The following is a 14008-nucleotide window of genomic DNA, read 5'->3' as shown; positions in this document are numbered from 1 at the left end:
GCGGCGTGCGCTGTCACGGTTGAGCGGCGGGCAGCACTTCCGGAAATTCTTGACTCCACGTCGGCGGCGGGCAAATACTTGCGCCGCCGACAGACCTCGATGTCCATCGATGTCAAGGTCCGGCCAACCCACCACCATAAGGAGGGCTCAGCCGCATGTGGAGCAGAACACTTCCGTCGCCGCGATCCCTGGCCGCGGGTCTCACCGCGGCCGCGCTGGTCGCGCCAGGCAGCCTGGCCGTCACGCTCACCGTCGCGGCCGCCCCGGCCCGGGCTGCCGCCTGCAACGGGTACGTCGGGCTCACGTTCGACGACGGCCCGTCCAACAACACCCCGGCCCTGCTCACCGCGCTGCGGCAGAACGGGCTGCGGGCCACGATGTTCAACCAGGGCCAGTACGCGGCGGCCAACCCGGCCCAGGTGCGGGCGCAGGTCAGCGCTGGGATGTGGGTCGCCAACCACAGCTACACGCATCCGCACCTGACCCAGCTGAGCCAGTCGCAGATCGAATCCGAGATCTCCCGCACCCAGCAGGCCATCGCCAACGCCGGCGGCGGCACGCCGAAGCTGTTCCGGCCCCCGTACGGCGAGACCAACTCGACCGTGCAGTCGGTGCTGGCGAGGTACGGCCTGACCCAGATCATCTGGGACGTCGACTCGCAGGACTGGAACGGGGCGAGCGTCGACGCGATCGTGCAGGCCAACGCGAGGCTCACCAACGGCCAGGTCATCCTCATGCACGACTGGCCCGCCAACACGCTGGCCGCGATCCCCCGGATCGCGCAGGGGCTGGCCAGCCGCGGCCTGTGCGCCGGCATGATCTCCCCGCAGACCGGCCGCGCCGTGGCGCCCGACGGTGGCGGCGGTGGCGGTGGAAGCAGTTGCACCGCGACGCTCTCGGCCGGGCAGCAGTGGAGCGACCGCTACAACCTGAACGTCTCGGTGGCCGGCTCCAACACCTGGACGGTCACCATGAACGTGCCGTCCCCCGCGAAGATCATCAACGTCTGGAACGTCAACGCCACCTGGCCCAACGCCCAGACGATGGTCGCCACACCGAACGGCAGCGGCAACACCTTCGGCGTCACCATCCAGCACAACGGCAACCGGACCTGGCCGACCGTCTCCTGCGCGGGCGGCTGACGCCGGAAATTTCTTCCCGACGGATGTCGAGAAGCGGGGTGGCAGCTTCTACCGGAGGGTGGAAGCACCGACAATCGGTGCTCGGGCGTGAGGAGCCAACCGTGAAGTACATGCTGCTGATGCAGTTCAGCGCCGCCGGGACCGACTTCCCCTCGATCGACACCTGGACGCCGGAGGAGATCCGGGCGCACATCGGGTTCATGGGGGAGGTCAACGCGAAGCTCGTCGCCGACGGGGAGTTCGTGCAGGGCGAGGGCCTGGGCGGGCCGCAGCAGGCGCGGATCGTCCGGGCCGGCGAGAACGGCGCGCCGGTGGTCACCGAGGGGCCGTTCGCGGAGACCAAGGAGTTCCTGGCCGGCTGGTGGATCGTGGACTGCGAGACGCCGCAGCGGGCCGTCGAGATCGCCGCGCACATCTCCACGGCGCCCGGGCCGGGCGGGCGTCCGCTGAACATGCCGATCGAGGTGCACCCCGTCATGTCGGCGCCGCCGCAGGAGCTGTGACCCCTGGGCGTACCGGACCACACCGTCGAGGACCTGCTGCGCGAGTTGGCGCCGCAGGTCCTCGGCGTGCTCGCCCGCCGGTTCGGTGACTTCGCCACGGCCGAGGACGCCGTGCAGGAGGCGTTGCTGGCCGCGGCCACCCAGTGGCCGGTCGAGGGGCTGCCGGAGCATCCGCGCGGCTGGCTGGTCCAGGTCGCGTACCGCCGGATGATCGAGCTGGTCCGGGGCGAGGCGGCCCGCCGGGACCGGGAGGACCGGGCCGCCCGGCGCGGCGGTGACGACCGGCGGACCGCGCCGGCCGCCGACGAGCCGCTGACCGCGGACCGGGACGACACCCTCGTGCTGCTCTTCCTCTGCTGCCACCCGACGCTGTCCACGGCGTCGGCCATCGCGCTGACCCTGCGCGCGGTCGGCGGGCTCAGCACCGGCGAGATCGCGCGCGCCTTCCTCGTCCCCGAGGCCACGATGGCGCAGCGGATCAGCCGGGCCAAGCAGCGCATCAAGTCCTCCGGCCTGCCGTTCCGGATGCCGGCGGAGGAGGACCGGCAGCCCCGGCTCGCGGCCGTGCTGCACGTGCTCTACCTGATCTTCACCGAGGGGCACACCGCGAGCCTCGGCGACGACCTGCGCCGGGTCGACCTCTCCGAGGAGGCGATCCGGCTGACCCGGGCCATGCACGCGCTGCTGCCCGGCGACAGCGAGGTGGCCGGGCTGCTCGCCCTGATGCTGCTCACCGAGGCCCGGGCCGCCGCCCGCACCGGGCCGTCCGGCGAACTGATCTCCCTTGCCGACCAGGACCGCTCCCGGTGGGACGCCGCCGCGATCGCCGAGGGGACCGCGCTGGTCACCCGGGCCATGGCCCGGGGGCCGGTCGGGCCCTACCAGGTCCAGGCCGCCATCGCCGCCCTGCACGACGAGGCGCCGGCCGCCGAGCGGACCGACTGGCCGCAGATCCTCGCGCTCTACGGGGTGCTGGAACGGCTGGCGGAGAGCCCGGTGGTGTCGCTCAACCGGGCGGTGGCGACCGCCATGGTGCACGGCCCGGCCGCCGGGCTGGCCGCCCTGGAGGCGCTGGCCGCCGACCCCCGGCTCACCGGGCACCACCGGCTCGACGCGGCCCGGGCCCACCTGCACGAGATGGCCGGCGACCGGGACGCGGCGGTGGCGCACTACCGGGCTGCCGCGGCCCGTACGGCCAGCCGCCCGGAGCACGAGTACCTGCTGATGCGCGCGGCCCGCCTGGCCACCCGCCATCCACACGACGGCGAGTAGTCAGGCCCACTCCCGGGCTCAACATCACGCCAACGGGAAGCGGGTACGACAAACGGTCCCTCTGCTGGAGAAGGACCGTGAGGCGATGAAATCAGGCAGCGTCCGCTTGCTGTCAGCGCTGGTTGTCCTGGTTGTGCCGAAGGGCTTCTTCGAGCTGGTCTTCGAGGATGATGATCCGGCAGGCGGCTTCCAGGGCGGTGCCCTGATCGACCATCTCCCGGGCCCGGGCGGCGAGGCGGAGCTGGTAACGGGAGTATCGGCGATGGCCACCGGCCGACCGGAACGGGGTGATCAGCTTCGCTTCGTCGAGGCGACGCAGAAAGTCCGGCGAGGCGCCGGTGATCTCCGCGGCGCGGCCCATCGTGTAGGCGGGGTAGTCGTCGTCACCGAACATGTCGTCGGGTTGGGCCATACACGTACCTCTCCATGACGAGGGCCCCGGCGCTTTTCAGCGCCGGGGCCCGGGGTTACGGGTCAAAACACCATCTACCGGCAAGTTCGTCGGGTTGTCGTATCCGCACCTGCCGCCGTCGGCGGCATGGGGTGCGAGGATCGCATAAGCGTGACCGGAGACCACCTCTCGTTCGATGGAAACTGCGGTGTCCGGCTCCAGAGCTGAACTGCGTCCTGGAGACGGGCGATCCAACGGTGTTCGGGCCCTCCCTTTCCTCTGCTTCCAATTTCTGTGGTGCTTGTCGTGCTGCCCGCCGGTGCCGGAGCCCCACGCGACTTCATGGCCCCATCCACGTGCGGCGGACTGTCTCCTGCCAGGCGAGCCCTGAACCTGCATCGGCCCACCTGGTTGCCCTGACCTGGAACTACGTCAGGGTCTTGTACCGCTTCGTCTGCGTGTTTGCTGATCTCTGCTGTCAACGACAGGAACATTAGCCAGGAGCGACGAGAATGTCTAGCGGTTCGGACCTAGATTTTCTAGACGCACGCCCCCTGCTTCAACGATCACGCCGGGGCGTACCCGGGAAGGGTGGTGGCCGGGTCCGTGCGGACCCGGCCACCGGTGGCACTCAGCTCGCGGTGCAGGTCACCGCGGGGATCGTGTTGCTGCCGTTCCAGCTGCCGATGAAGCCGAACGAGGTGCTGGCCCCGGCGCCGAGCCGGCCGTTCCAGTCCACGTTGCGCGCGGTGTACGCCGCGCCGCTGCCGCTGACCGTGGCGTTCCAGGACTGGCTCACGGTCTGGCCGTTGCCGAACGTCCACTTCGTCGTCCAGCCGCTGATCGCGGCCGCGCCCGCCGTCACCCTGACCTCGCCCTGGAAGCCGCCCTGCCAGGAGTTGACGATCGTGTAGACGGCGGTGCAGCCGGCCGGCGGTCGGGTGGGGCCACCGGTCGGGCTGGTCGTCGGGCTCGGGCTGGTGGTCGGGCTCGTGGTCGGGCTCGGCGAGGTGCCGGCGTAGACCGACGCCTCCCGGGCGGTGGCCTTGATGCCGTTGGCACCGTTGAAGATCCGCTGACCCCAGGTGGTGAGCTGGTTCGGGTCGAAGTTGGTGACCATGTCGAGGTACTCGACGCCGCCGCCGTTGCCGCTCCACGACCAGCCGAGGTAGCCGATCCCGTTGGCCTGGCTGTAGGCCAGGATGGTGTCCTCGTCCGGGTTGCCGTCGGAGTGGTTGAAGCCGAACTCGCCGACCACGATGGGCAGGCCGGCGGTGCGGAACCGGCCCAGGTAGTCGGTGATCTCGGCGGCGGTGTCGAAGACGCCGTACATGTGGATCGAGAAGACGGTGTTCTTCTGCGGGTCGGCGGCGAAGACCGAGGCGGCGTTGTCGCGCATGGTGAACGACCAGTCCTGGCCCCAGTTCGGGGCGTCCACCATGATCGTGTGGGTCAGGCCGCCCGCGCGCAGCCGCTTGACCGCGTTGGCCGTGTCGGTGGCCCAGGTGCCGTAGCCCTGGTTGCCGTACGGCTCGTTGCCGATGTTGACGATGACGTACTTCTCCTGGCCCTGTAGGGCACTGGCGATGCTGAGCCAGTAGTCGACCGCCCGGTCCAGGGTGATCGCGCCGCTCTGCTCGCCGTACCCGGTGGTGTCGTGCACCTCCAGGACGCAGATGAGCCGGTTGGCCTTGCAGAGCGAGATGACGTTGGCGACGTCGGCCGTGCTGTTCTTCGGCCAGCGGTCGCCGCTGGCCAGCACCACCCGCACGGTGTTCGCGCCGAGCGCCTTGATGTTGGCGAACGAGCTGGTCTGCTGCGCGTACCAGGTGTGCGCGTGGTTGACCCCGCGCATGACGAATTCGGTGCCGTTGGCGTCGTAGAGCCGGCCGTTCGCGACGGAGAACCCGGCGGCGGCGTGGGCCGGCTGCCCGAAGGCGAAGACGGCGGCGAGGACCGTCAGCAGGGCGACGCCCGCGACGGAGAGCAACTTCTTCATGGCTGTCCTCAGGGAGGTCTCCCCCGTGCCCAGGTGGGGGTGCGGTGATGGTGACGAGGGTGTGGCGGCTGAAGCCCGGCAGCCGCCGCCCGACTCCCGGCGGACGCACGCATCAGCGTAGGGCTATGGATCGGGGAAGGCAACCGGTTAAGCAGATCCCTCGTCCGGGGTGACGGCCTGCGGCGGCCCATGTCGCCACGGGCCGCCGCAGGGGCGGTCATCCCCACCACAGGATGCTGCGCCACCGGAGTCTGAACCGGTTAAGCCGGACTGTAGGCAGCATCCCCACCGGCGTCAAGACGCTGGGCCGCCGAAGCGGACACCAGGGTTGACCGTCGCTGCGCGGGGTAACCGGTGACGATCCGCCCGGAAGGAGAGGTGCCATGGTCAACGTCGGCTACACCCTCATGTGCGAACAGGCCGGACCCAAGCAGCTGGTCGACCACGCCGTCCGCGCCGAGGCCGCCGGCTTCGACCACCTCGTCATGTCCGACCACTACTCCCCCTGGCTCGACTCGCAGGGCCACTCCCCGTACGCCTGGTCGGTGCTCGGCGCGGTCGCGCACGCCACCAGCCGGGCCGAGCTGCTCTCCTTCGTGACCTGCCCGATCCGGCGCTACCACCCGGCGGTGGTGGCGCAGAAGGCCAGCACGATCGGGGTGCTCTCGGACGGGCGGTTCACCCTCGGCCTCGGCGCCGGGGAGAACCTCAACGAGCACGTGGTGGGCGGGTGGCCGCACGTGCAGCAGCGGCACGAGATGTTCGAGGAGGCCCTCCAGATCATCCGGCCGCTGCTCAACGGCGAGACGCTGACCTTCTCCGGCAACCACTTCGAGGTGCCCGACGCCTACGTCTGGGACCGGCCGGAACGCCCCGTGCCGATGGCCGTGGCCGCCTCGGGCCGGCAGTCCGCCACCCTCGCGGCGGACTACGCCGACGCCATGATCGCCACCGACCCGCTGCCGCACCTCGTCGAGATGTACGAGGAGGCCGGCGGCGCGGGCCGCCCCCGCTACGGGCAGGTGGCCATCTGCTACGGCCCGGACGAGGCCGAGTGCCGCAAGATCGTGCACGACCAGTTCCGGTGGTTCGGTATGGGGTGGAAGGTCAACGCCGACCTGCCCGGCCCGGACGCCTTCGCCGCGGCCACCCAGTTCGTCCGCGAGGAGGACGTGGCCGAGGGCATCTCCTGCGGGCCGGACGTGGACCGGCACGTCGAGGCGTTCAAGAAGTTCGTCGACGCGGGATTCACCCACGTGGCGCTGGTCCAGGTCGGCGGGGACAGCCAGCCGATGTTCCTGGACTGGGCGCAGGAGGAGCTGCTGCCCCGGCTCCGCGAGCTGTGACGGGCCGGGAGGTCCGGCTCTCGCCACCGGGGCACTTCGGGCCGGTGGAGCTGCGGCTGGCCCTGGCCGCGCCCCGGCCGGCCGCCGGCCTGACCAGCGAGTTCCGGCTGGTCGACGGCCTGCGTACGCACACCCGCCGGTCCGCCGACCCGGGCGGCGACGGGCCGCCCGTGGTGCTGGTGCACGGCCTGGCCGTCTCACACCGCTACCTCACCCCGCTGGCGGTGGCCCTGTCGGCCACCCACCCCGTGTACGTGCCGGACCTGCCCGGCTTCGGGCTGACCGAGCGCCCCGGCACGGCGTACGACGTGACCCGGCACGCCGCGTTCCTGACGGACTGGCTGGCCGCGTACCGGCTGGGGCCGGTCTGCCTGCTCGGCCACTCGTTCGGCGCGGAGGTGGCCGCGGCGCTCGCCGCCCGCCGCCCCGACCTGGTGAGCGCGCTGGTGCTGGCCGCCCCGACCAGCGACCCGGCCGCCCGTTCCCGGCGCGGCCAGGTCGGGCGGTGGCTGCTGGACACCCTGCGGGAGGCGAAGTGGCAGGCGCCGATCCTGCTGCGCGACGTCCTCGACGCCCGCCCGTGGCGGGTGTTCGCCACCCTGTCCCACTCGGTGCGCAACCCGGTCGAGGCGGACCTGGTGCGGGTCACCGCGCCGACGCTGGTGCTGACCGGCGACCGGGACCCGGTCGTTCCGGCCGGCTGGCGCGCGGAGGCCGCCCGCCTGGTGCCGGACGCCCGGACGGCCGCCGTGCCGGGTGCCGCGCACAACGTCGCCACCACCGCGGCCGGGCAGGTCGCCGACGCGATCCGCGACCTGCTCGCGCCCGTCCTGCGAAGGTGAGTCCATGCGCATCGGAAACACGGAGATCCGGCCCCTGGGCGGCGGTCTCGGCTGCCTGCTGATGATCCTTTTCTCGATCGTCGCCTCGATCGTGCTGACCGTGCTGCTGAACCTGCTCGTCTGAACCGACTCCGGACGGCAGTCCCGTCAGCCGGGCGCCAGCGCCAGGTCGGCGACCACCGGATAGTGGTCGGAGGCGCTGTCCGCGTCGCCGCCGCGGACCACCCGGACCGCGCGCGCCGTCGCGGCCAGCGCCGGCGTGGCGAGCAGGTAGTCCAGCCGCATCCCGGCGAACTCCGCCCCGCCGTGCCGGGTCGGCACGGTCAGCCCGGCCGGCTCGCCACCGCCGGTGTGCGGCCAGAGGTCGACCAGGCCCGCGTCGAGCAGCCGGGCCACCGCGCGGGTGTCCACGGTACGGCCGTCGCGGCGCAGGTGGCGCCGCCGGTAGAGGGGGGCGAGCCCGGCCAGCCGGGCGGTGTGGTCGACGGCCGGCTCCAGGGTGTTCAGGTCACCGGCGAGCAGGGCCAGGGCGCCCCCGGTCCGCCGCACCGCCGCCGCCAGCCAGTCGGCCTCCATCCGTCGCCGCCCGCCGGAGAAGGGATTCAGGTGGGTGCTGAACACGGTCAGCGGGCCGGCCCCGGTGGCCACCTCGACCCGGGCGGCGGCGTGGTGGAACGGGCGGCGTACCCGGCCCGCGCGGAGCACCCGCAGCGGCGGGCGGACCAGCACCGCCACCGCCTGTCCGAAGCAGGACCGGGCCAGGTGCGGCACCAGGCCCGTCCGCTCCGCCAGCTCGGCGAGCCCGCCGTCGGAGTCCAGGCCGCGCAGTTCCTGCAGGGCCAGCAGGTCGGGACGCTGCTCGGCGACCACGGCGACGATCCGGTCCCGGCGGTCGGTGCCGTCGCGGTCCCGCCCGCCGGTCCGGATGTTCCAGGTCATCGCCCGCAGCATCGGCGCCCGATCACTCCTCGCGGCCGGCCCGGGCCAACTCGTCGTCCAGCTCGTGCACCTGCTCCGACTCGATGGCCGGCCGGTTGCCCTCGCGCACGTCCGCGTTGGGGCGCACCACCCACCAGAGCAGCGAGAGCCAGAGCGCACCGAGCAGGATCGCGCCCATGAAGTCGGTCGGGTGGTGCATGCCCCGGTACATCCGGGAGGTGGCCACCCCGACCGGCATGATCACGGCCAGCGCCATGAACAGCCAGCGCCACCAGCGGTCGGTGCGGGGCAGCACGATGATCGCCATGGCGGCCCACAGGCAGATGGTCGCCGCGATGTGCCCGGACGGGAAGGACGAGGTGGGCATCTGCCCGTCCAGGTTCTCCACCGGCGGGCGCGGCCGCTCCACCACGCGGGCCGTCGCCAGGAAGAGGCTCAGCTCGCCGAACATCGCCAGCACCACGAACAGCACCGGTCGCCACCGCCTCCAGACCGCCAGCACGATCGGGCAGAACACCAGCGAGACCAGCAGGATGGCGTGCGTGTCGCCGAACTTGCTCCACCACCAGCTCAGGTCGGTGAGCGCGTCGGTGCGCCGGTCGGCGAACCAGTGCGGCACCTCGGTGTCCAGGGTGTCGAAGACGGTGCCCTTGGCGTGGTAGCTGACGTACATGCCGAAGGCGTAAAGGGCGCCGAAGACGAGCACCCAGCCGACCAGCAGCTCGGCCACCGACGAGCGGGGATGCTCCAGCACGTGCTCCTCGGCCGGGGCGGGCGTGATCTCCTCCCCCGCCTCGGGCTCCAGGCCCTCCGTCAGCGGCGGCACCGGCCGGCCGCGCTCGCGCCGCCACAGCCGGAAGGCGTACGCGGTGACGCCCAGCCAGGCCGCGCCGAGCAGCCAGCCGCCCAGCACGTCCGAGACGAAGTGCACACCCAGCGCGATCCGGGTCAGCCCGATGAGGGCGACCAGCAGGCCGGCGACGGCGATGGCCGGCTTGCGCCAGCGCGGGGCCACGGCCGGCAGGAACACCAGCAGCAACGCCCCGTACGCGACGAACGAGCCGAGCGCGTGCCCGCTCGGGAAGCTGTTGCCGGGGGCATGGGCCACCGGCACGTCCACCACCGGGCGCAGCCGGCCGACCAGCGCCTTGAGCGACGGGTCGAGGATCAGCCCGCCCACCCCGGTGATGATCAGATAGACGGCCAGCCGGGACTGGCGGCGGATCAGCAGGCCGACCACCGCGATGGTGACCAGCCAGATGAGCACCGGCCGCCCGCCCAGGTCGGTGACCGCCTGGAGCACGGTGACCAGCGGGTGGTGCGGCGCCACGAGCCCGTTGAACCACTCGGCCGCCTCGTGGTCGGCGTGGTAGAGCGGGCCCCAGTGGAACCGCACAAGCATGAGCAGCACGCCGAACCCGACGCCCGCGCCGGCCACGACGAGCAGCCCCGCCAGGCTCCGCTCGGCGAAATGGCCGAGCGGGCGACGAGTCGCCTCCTTGACCGCGGTCACCCCGCACCTCCCTCGTCTGCTGCGAGGCGCGCAGTACCCGATTCGCGCTCCGCGTACACGCCGCACGGCGGCACGACGTCAGAGCGCGGTCATCTCGCCGGTGTCGAGGGCCTCCTCGCGCTCGGCCTCCGGCTCCCAGAGGTCGGGCTGGGCGGGCTCCTCCACCCCGATCCGCATCGCCTCCAACTGGGCGGCGAAGGCCAGCCCGCCGAAGAGCGCCATCCCCGTCAGGTTGGCCCAGAGCAGCAGGGCCATCATGCCGGTCAGCGCGCCGTACGTCTGCCCGAATCCGCCGCTGTACTTCACGTAGGCGGCGAGCAGCAGGCTGGCCAGCCACCAGAGCGCGGTGGCGATGCTGGCGCCGAAGAAGAGCCAGGACAGGCCGGGCTGGTTACGCCGGGGGGCGTGCCGGAACAGCACCGCCACGGCGAGCACGGTCAGGCCGAGGCTGAGCGGCCAGCGGACCACGTCCCACGCCGCGTGGGCGAAGTCGCCCCACTCGTAGTGCCGGCGTACCGAATCGCCCATCGCCCGGCCGCCGACGAGGATGAGGAACCCGGCCAGCGCGGGCACGCCGGCGACCAGCGCGAGGACCGCGGCGCGCAGGTACTTGAACAGGGCCGGGCGGTCCCGCTCGACGCCGTAGATCCGGTTGGCGCCCCGCTCGATCTGCGCCATGGTGGTGGCGAGGGCGATCAGACCGGTCAGCAGGCCGAGGGTGAGCGCCAGCTCGCCGGCCCGTTCGGTGCGGTCGGTGTCGGCCAGCAACTGCTGGACCACGGACTCGCTCTGCCCGGGGGTGATCGCCAGCACCGTGTCGGCGACCACCTTGCCGCCCTCGTCGGCGCCGAGGTCGGAGATGAGGCCGGTGAGCGCGATGAGGAACGGCACCACGGCCAGGCAGAGCTGCAACGCGAAGGCCCGGGAGTGGCTGAAGCCGTCGCCGTAGCGGAACCGGATGAAGGCGTCCCGGAGCAGGCACCAGCCGCCGTGGCGGCGCAGCGTGCGCCAGGCGTCGTCGGCGGACAGCTCCTCCCTCGCCATCAGCCGGGTCTCGGGGACCAGCTTGGTGCTACTCACGGCGGGCCTCCTCGACCAGCCGTTCGCCGCGCTCGGCGGCGGCGTCGGCGTCGACCGACAGGTCGGGGTGGCGCGCCGGCCGCGGCACGCAGAGCCAGAGCGACCCGGGCCGGATCTCGATCTTCAGCGACCGGCCCGGCTCGATGAGGTCGCCGTCGAGCTGCCGGGGCTGGGCGCGGTTGCTGGCGATCTCGACCGTGCGGGCCCGGAACACCTCCATGCGGGGCACGCTGCCGCGCCGCCGCAGCACCGCCCAGCCGAGGGCGAGCCAGTGGCCGAGCGTCCGCGGGGTCAGCACGGCCACGTCGAGCCAGCCGTCGTCCGGCTCGGCGTCGGTGAGCAGGCGTACGCCGCCCTGGAGCCGGCCGACGTTGCCGACCAGGACCGAACGGGCCCGGCGGCGCAGCGGCGGCCCGCCGTCGATCCGGATGGACACCCGCATGGGGCGGTCCCGCAGGTGCTTGGCCGCCCCCACCACGTAGGCCGGCCAGCCGATCCGCTTCTTGGTCGTCTCGGAGGTGGAGTCGAGCATCTGCGCGTCGAAGCCCATCCCGGCCATCACGGCGAAGCACCGGTCACCGACCGCGCCCACGTCGAGCCGGCGCACGCCCCGCTCGACGGCGACCTCCAGCCCGGCGGCGAGGTCGCCGGAGAGGCCGAGGTTGGCGGCGAGCAGGTTGCCGGTGCCCTGGGGCAGCACGGCCAGCGCCACGTCGGTGCCGGCCAGCGCCGTCACGCACGCCATCACGGTGCCGTCACCGCCGCAGGCGAAGACCACCTCGGCGCCGGCCTCGACGGCCGCCTCGGCCTGGCCCCGACCCGGGTCCTCCACCGTGGTCTCGTACCACGTGGGCGCGGGCCAGCCGGCGGCCGTGAGGGCGCCGTCCACCGTGCGGCGGAACCCGTCGAGATCGGTCACCTTTGTCGGGTTGACCACCACGGCCGAGCGCGGTGCGGGATTGTCCGCGGTCAACGGGCTCTTCTCGTCTCCACCGTCCACGGCGCAAGTGTGCAGCACCCGGGGCGGCTGAGCGACCCGACGCGGGCGGACGTTGCGAGAACCGCAATCAGGTTTGAATCCGGCCGGCCTCCGTGGCGGCCCCGGTCGACAGGCCGACACGTCGCCGCGACCTGCCGATCCGCGACCCGGACCGGTGCTACGGTCCGCTGGTGTTCCGCCGCCGCCCGCTGGACCAGCCGGTCCAGGCCACCCGCCGGCTGACCGTCGGCCGGCTCACCCTGGAGATCGCCGGGGGCAGCGTGGTCGGGCACCGCTACGCGGAGAACTTCGACGTCCTGCACGTCGACCCCGAGCTGCCGCTGGCCGCGGTCGCCGACGGGATGGGCGACGGCGAGGGCAGCCGGGCCGCCGGCGCCACCGCGATGACCACCTTCGTGGCGCAGGTCCGCGCCGGCTGGCCGGCCCTCGACGCCGCCCGGCTGCGCGCCGCGACGGCCGAGACCCAACTCCGGGTACGCCGGGTCGGCGCGGGACTGGCCGGGCTGACCGGCTGCACGCTCACCGCCCTGGTCGCCGAGCCCGACGGCGGGCAGGGCTGGCTGGTCCAGCTCGGCGACTCACGGGCGTACCGGCTGCGCGACGGGCTGCTGGAACTGGTGACCGTCGACCACACCATGGCCTGGCTCGGCCTGCTGCACGGGTGGTGGCCACCCGACTCGCCGGAGGCGGCCCGGGCCCGCTACCAGCTGCTGCGCTACGTCGGGCACCCGGACAAGCCCGAGCCGGACCTGCTCGCCGTGCCGCTGCGCAGCGGGGACACCTGGCTGCTCTGCACCGACGGGGTGAGCGACCAGCTCGGCTACCACCGGCTGCGCGACCTGCTGGCCGCGCGCCGCGACCCGGCCCGGACCGCGCAGGCCCTGCTCGCCGCCAGCCTGACCGAGGGCGGCGAGGACAACGCCACCGCCGTGGTCGTCCGCGTCCACCCCGCCCTGCCCAACCCCCGCTGATCCCTCCCGCCGGCGCCAGTTCCGCCGACCCGGTCCGGGCGGGCACCCGCACGACTACCGTGGGTGAGGAGATCGCGGTCGGGAGGTGAGCCGGGATGCCCGCACCCACCCACGGCGCGGTGGTGGTCGGCGTGGGCAGCTCGGCGGAGGACCTCCAGCTGGTCCGGACCGCCGCCGGGGAGGCCGCCGCGCACGACCGGCCGCTGCACCTGCTGCACGCCTTCAACTGGGCGGCGGCCCTGGAGTCGTTCTCCGTGAGCGGCCCGCGCGACGCCGCCGAGGAGCTGCTGGAGCAGGCCGGACGGGTGGCCACCGAGGTCGCGCCGGGGATGCCGGTCACCGACGAGATCGTCGAGGGCGACCCGGTCGAGGCGCTGATCCGGGCCTCCGACTCGGCGTTCCTGCTGGCGGTCGGCGACAGCGGCATGTCCGGCCGCCCGGGCTGCGCACCGGCCGACGTGCCGTCCGTGCAGGTCGCCGCCCGGGCCGGCTGCCCGGTGCTGGTCGCCCGGATCGGGCCGCCCCCGCAGGGGCCGCTGCTGGTCGGCTTCGACGGTTCGGCGAGTTCCCGCGCCACCCTGGCGTACGCCTTCGACTGCGCCGAAGGCCGCGCCACGCGGTTGCTCGCCATCCGGGTGACGGAGCCCAACCACCACACCGACGGCGACGACGGACTGCTCGACGAGGCCGTGGCCCGGTGCGGCGCCCGGTATCCCCGGGTGGCCGTCGAGTGCCACACGATCAGCGGCGACCCCGGCGCCGTCCTGGTGGAACAGTCCCGCTCGGCACAGGTGGCGCTCGTCGGGGCGCGCGGGGACGAGCCGCTGCGGGGCATGCTGGGCGCGGTCAGCCAGACGCTGCTCTACCACTCGCCGGCCCCGGTGATCGTCGTGCGTGGACTCGACCCGGACGACGAGGACGGGTCATGACGCCCGCCCGGCCCGGGACCAACGGCCCTGATCGGACCGCCGGTCCGAGGACGAGGCTGGACCCGCCGGGGGCGGCGGATC

The 14008-nt window shown here is 73.2% G+C and carries 13 protein-coding genes; 7 read left to right on the top strand and 6 right to left on the bottom strand.

Annotated elements, in window-relative coordinates; genetic code table 11:
• Nucleotides 1-155: 155 nt before the first annotated feature.
• The 3 genes from ACQP12_RS08855 to ACQP12_RS08845 all read left to right on the top strand — a co-directional run bounded on the left by ACQP12_RS08855 (nucleotide 156) and on the right by ACQP12_RS08845 (nucleotide 2917).
• A complete protein-coding gene (locus ACQP12_RS08855) occupies nucleotides 156-1142 on the top strand; it encodes a polysaccharide deacetylase family protein (protein WP_433286505.1) in 987 nt (328 codons plus the stop codon).
• A 110-nt stretch (nucleotides 1143-1252) separates the two neighbouring features.
• A complete protein-coding gene (locus ACQP12_RS08850) occupies nucleotides 1253-1645 on the top strand; it encodes a YciI family protein (protein WP_225853704.1) in 393 nt (130 codons plus the stop codon).
• Nucleotides 1646-1690: 45 nt separating this feature from the next.
• Nucleotides 1691-2917 (top strand): RNA polymerase sigma factor, encoded by a 1227-nt coding sequence (locus ACQP12_RS08845; RefSeq protein WP_433286503.1) that lies wholly within the window; start codon nucleotides 1691-1693, stop codon nucleotides 2915-2917.
• Nucleotides 2918-3029: 112 nt separating this feature from the next.
• On the opposite strand, the gene ACQP12_RS08840 is transcribed toward ACQP12_RS08845, so the two are convergent.
• On the bottom strand, nucleotides 3030-3329 hold the full coding sequence (locus tag ACQP12_RS08840) for a MerR family transcriptional regulator (RefSeq protein WP_357942445.1): 300 nt from the start codon (nucleotides 3327-3329) through the stop codon (nucleotides 3030-3032).
• A gap of 610 nt (nucleotides 3330-3939) precedes the next feature.
• Entirely contained in the window at nucleotides 3940-5307 is a 1368-nt protein-coding gene (locus ACQP12_RS08835; RefSeq protein ID WP_433286501.1) for a cellulase family glycosylhydrolase, read from the bottom strand.
• 383 nt (nucleotides 5308-5690) lie between these two features.
• Between ACQP12_RS08835 and ACQP12_RS08830 the strand changes: the two genes are divergently transcribed.
• Both ACQP12_RS08830 and ACQP12_RS08825 read left to right on the top strand, forming a co-directional pair.
• Entirely contained in the window at nucleotides 5691-6653 is a 963-nt protein-coding gene (locus ACQP12_RS08830; protein ID WP_433286499.1) for a TIGR03557 family F420-dependent LLM class oxidoreductase, read from the top strand.
• Nucleotides 6650-7495, top strand: coding sequence for an alpha/beta fold hydrolase (locus tag ACQP12_RS08825; RefSeq protein WP_433286497.1), 846 nt, complete (start codon nucleotides 6650-6652; stop codon nucleotides 7493-7495). The genes ACQP12_RS08830 and ACQP12_RS08825 overlap by 4 nt, the downstream gene beginning before the upstream one ends.
• A 147-nt stretch (nucleotides 7496-7642) precedes the next feature.
• On the opposite strand, the gene ACQP12_RS08820 is transcribed toward ACQP12_RS08825, so the two are convergent.
• From ACQP12_RS08820 to ACQP12_RS08805, 4 genes are all read right to left on the bottom strand, one after another.
• Nucleotides 7643-8446 (bottom strand): endonuclease/exonuclease/phosphatase family protein, encoded by an 804-nt coding sequence (locus ACQP12_RS08820; RefSeq protein WP_433286494.1) that lies wholly within the window; start codon nucleotides 8444-8446, stop codon nucleotides 7643-7645.
• Between the two features lie 10 nt (nucleotides 8447-8456).
• Nucleotides 8457-9947: a phosphatase PAP2 family protein gene (locus ACQP12_RS08815; protein WP_433286492.1), complete on the bottom strand. Its 1491-nt coding sequence runs from the start codon at nucleotides 9945-9947 to the stop codon at nucleotides 8457-8459.
• Between the two features lie 78 nt (nucleotides 9948-10025).
• Complete coding sequence (locus ACQP12_RS08810; protein WP_433286490.1) at nucleotides 10026-11027, bottom strand: YihY/virulence factor BrkB family protein; 1002 nt, start codon at nucleotides 11025-11027, stop codon at nucleotides 10026-10028.
• A complete protein-coding gene (locus ACQP12_RS08805; RefSeq protein ID WP_357942431.1) occupies nucleotides 11020-12027 on the bottom strand; it encodes a diacylglycerol/lipid kinase family protein in 1008 nt (335 codons plus the stop codon). The genes ACQP12_RS08810 and ACQP12_RS08805 overlap by 8 nt, the downstream gene beginning before the upstream one ends.
• 170 nt (nucleotides 12028-12197) lie before the next feature.
• Between ACQP12_RS08805 and ACQP12_RS08800 the strand changes: the two genes are divergently transcribed.
• Together ACQP12_RS08800 and ACQP12_RS08795 are read left to right on the top strand one after the other, a co-directional pair.
• A complete protein-coding gene (locus tag ACQP12_RS08800; RefSeq protein ID WP_357942429.1) occupies nucleotides 12198-12998 on the top strand; it encodes a PP2C family protein-serine/threonine phosphatase in 801 nt (266 codons plus the stop codon).
• A 95-nt stretch (nucleotides 12999-13093) separates the two neighbouring features.
• On the top strand, nucleotides 13094-13927 hold the full coding sequence (locus ACQP12_RS08795) for a universal stress protein (RefSeq protein ID WP_433286486.1): 834 nt from the start codon (nucleotides 13094-13096) through the stop codon (nucleotides 13925-13927).
• The last annotated feature ends 81 nt before the right edge of the window (nucleotides 13928-14008 follow it).

The sequence above is a fragment of the Micromonospora sp. CA-244673 genome (assembly GCF_050948395.1).
Lineage (GTDB): Bacteria > Actinomycetota > Actinomycetes > Mycobacteriales > Micromonosporaceae > Micromonospora.
This window is presented reverse-complemented; position numbering and strand designations above follow the sequence as displayed.

Coding starts and splice junctions, on each gene's coding strand:
- ACQP12_RS08830 (WP_433286499.1), top strand. CDS start 5,691: ATGGTCAACGTCGGCTACACCCTCATGTGCGAACAGGCCGGACCCAAG.
- ACQP12_RS08795 (WP_433286486.1), top strand. CDS start 13,094: ATGCCCGCACCCACCCACGGCGCGGTGGTGGTCGGCGTGGGCAGCTCG.
- ACQP12_RS08840 (WP_357942445.1), bottom strand. CDS start 3,329: ATGGCCCAACCCGACGACATGTTCGGTGACGACGACTACCCCGCCTAC.
- ACQP12_RS08850 (WP_225853704.1), top strand. CDS start 1,253: ATGCTGCTGATGCAGTTCAGCGCCGCCGGGACCGACTTCCCCTCGATC.
- ACQP12_RS08855 (WP_433286505.1), top strand. CDS start 156: ATGTGGAGCAGAACACTTCCGTCGCCGCGATCCCTGGCCGCGGGTCTC.
- ACQP12_RS08820 (WP_433286494.1), bottom strand. CDS start 8,446: ATGCTGCGGGCGATGACCTGGAACATCCGGACCGGCGGGCGGGACCGC.
- ACQP12_RS08835 (WP_433286501.1), bottom strand. CDS start 5,307: ATGAAGAAGTTGCTCTCCGTCGCGGGCGTCGCCCTGCTGACGGTCCTC.